This window comes from Telmatospirillum sp. J64-1 (assembly GCF_006980715.1).
Taxonomy (GTDB): domain Bacteria; phylum Pseudomonadota; class Alphaproteobacteria; order Rhodospirillales; family Magnetospirillaceae; genus Oleiliquidispirillum; species Oleiliquidispirillum nitrogeniifigens.
The window spans coordinates 1,485-3,107 of record NZ_SBHN01000059.1; the positions used below are offsets into that span (position 1 = coordinate 1,485).

The 1,623-nt window shown below is 62.6% G+C and carries 3 protein-coding genes; all 3 read left to right on the plus strand.

What is annotated here, in order from left to right; genetic code table 11:
* Window positions 1–129 precede the first annotated feature (129 nt).
* Window positions 130–336: a hypothetical protein gene (locus EPD66_RS23635; protein WP_142851017.1), complete on the plus strand. Its 207-nt coding sequence runs from the start codon at window positions 130–132 to the stop codon at window positions 334–336.
* Window positions 336–1,073 carry a DUF2786 domain-containing protein gene (locus EPD66_RS23640; RefSeq protein WP_142851018.1) on the plus strand — a complete coding sequence of 246 codons (738 nt, stop codon included), beginning with the start codon at window positions 336–338 and terminating at the stop codon, window positions 1,071–1,073. Before EPD66_RS23635 ends, EPD66_RS23640 begins: the two co-directional genes overlap by 1 nt.
* Before the next feature lie 92 nt (window positions 1,074–1,165).
* A complete protein-coding gene (locus tag EPD66_RS23645; RefSeq protein ID WP_142851019.1) occupies window positions 1,166–1,606 on the plus strand; it encodes a hypothetical protein in 441 nt (146 codons plus the stop codon).
* Window positions 1,607–1,623: the final 17 nt, after the last annotated feature.

Consider the following 1,623-nt stretch of genomic DNA (forward strand, 5'->3'; position numbering starts at 1 on the left):
TCCGCAGGCACGGTGGGAACCCGTCACCATCGATCTGGCAGCTGCGTGAGGGAGGCAAAGATGAAGCTGTCTCGCGTCGTCCTATCGACAACCCAAGCTCCCCAAACCCCAGAACGGCAGCAACGCCTCATGGAAGCAACTGCCATCATCGAGCAGGCAGCCGTTCTGGTCGATGAACTCGACAATCCGGGAATGACCCTCAACGGACTGATCACCGTCTATGTCAATCGTGTTCTGGCGCAGAGCCAGGCCGACCAGGCTATCGCCAGCCTGGAGCAGTTGGTTCAAATCCTGAAGCAGAACGCGGCCATGATGGCGCCGGCTGGGAGGGCGTGATGCAGGTAAACGATGCCGACCGGCGCAAGCTACGCGACACCATTGCGGCTTTGAAGGCCAAGACCATTGGCAACGGCTGCACCGAGGCGGAAGCCCTGGCGGCGGCTGAGAAGGTGGCCGAGTTGCTCTCGAAGCACGGAGTGGCCAGCGAAAGCGAACTGGAGTTTGAAGAGCTGGCCGTGGAAATCGGTCGCCGCACCGTCGTCGATAACCTGTGGAGCCAAGTCGCGATCTTCTGTCATTGCAAGCTCTGGTATCGCGGGAACGGACGGCGATGGGCGGTCATCTACTTCGGCCGCTGGAATGATGTGGTTGTCGCAGAATACCTGCAGGGTGTGATGGAGCGGCACATTCGGGCCGCCACGAAGGCTTTTCAGGCAACGCCTGAATACCGCCGCCGCCGATCCCCTCGCACCAAGCGGGAGGCTACCAAGGCGTTCCAGGAAGGACTGGTCGCAGGGCTGCGAGACAAGCTGTGGGCCATCCAATGGCGTCGGGTGCCAAAGACTGAAGGAACCAATCACCTCGCCCTGGTGCTGTCTCCTCTTGCTCCTGTCGAGGCCGAGATGGAGCGGCGGAACATCCAGTTCAGCGGCAAGCCTCTTGCTCCCGTCAAGGGAGCCTCCAAGGCATTCAACAATGAGCGATGGAGTGGCGCAGCCGCCGCACGCTCCATCGACATCAGTGCAGCGGTCGGAGGCGGCCAACAAGACCGTGTGGCCGGCTGTCTGACCTGAAGAGGCGAAACGCCCGGTGTCGGTGACGGCACCGGAGCGTCGGCGGGCGACTGGCCACCCCGCCCTGATGAGCCAGGCCAGGAGATGATGCGATGGATATCACACATACCGGCACGGACCGAATTCCCGGTCAACTACGGGAGCTTTACGACCTGTTGGTGGCGGCGGCCGAGGCCGGACTGCCGTGCCCCAGCAACAGCGAGATCATGGATCGGGGCATTATTCGAGGTGATCACACCAAATGTACCGCCGCCCTTCAACGCCTGGCCTCGGCGGGGCTGATCCGGATCGAGGTCGGCATCAACTGGCGCAAGGTCACTATCTTGGCCACCGGCCAATCGACACGCAAGTCCAGCGGCCGCCGCCGTGGCAGCGTGCGCCGCATGACGCCTTCCGACATTGCCGGAACGACGAGCAACATTCGACCGGCTAAGCGAACCTGCCTGCGCTGCCGGAGAAAGTTCGAGTCTCAAGGTCCGCATAACCAGATGTGTGGGCCGTGCCGCAATGCTGCATCGGAGATCGCCGCATGAAGCGCCGTCCCGCCCCC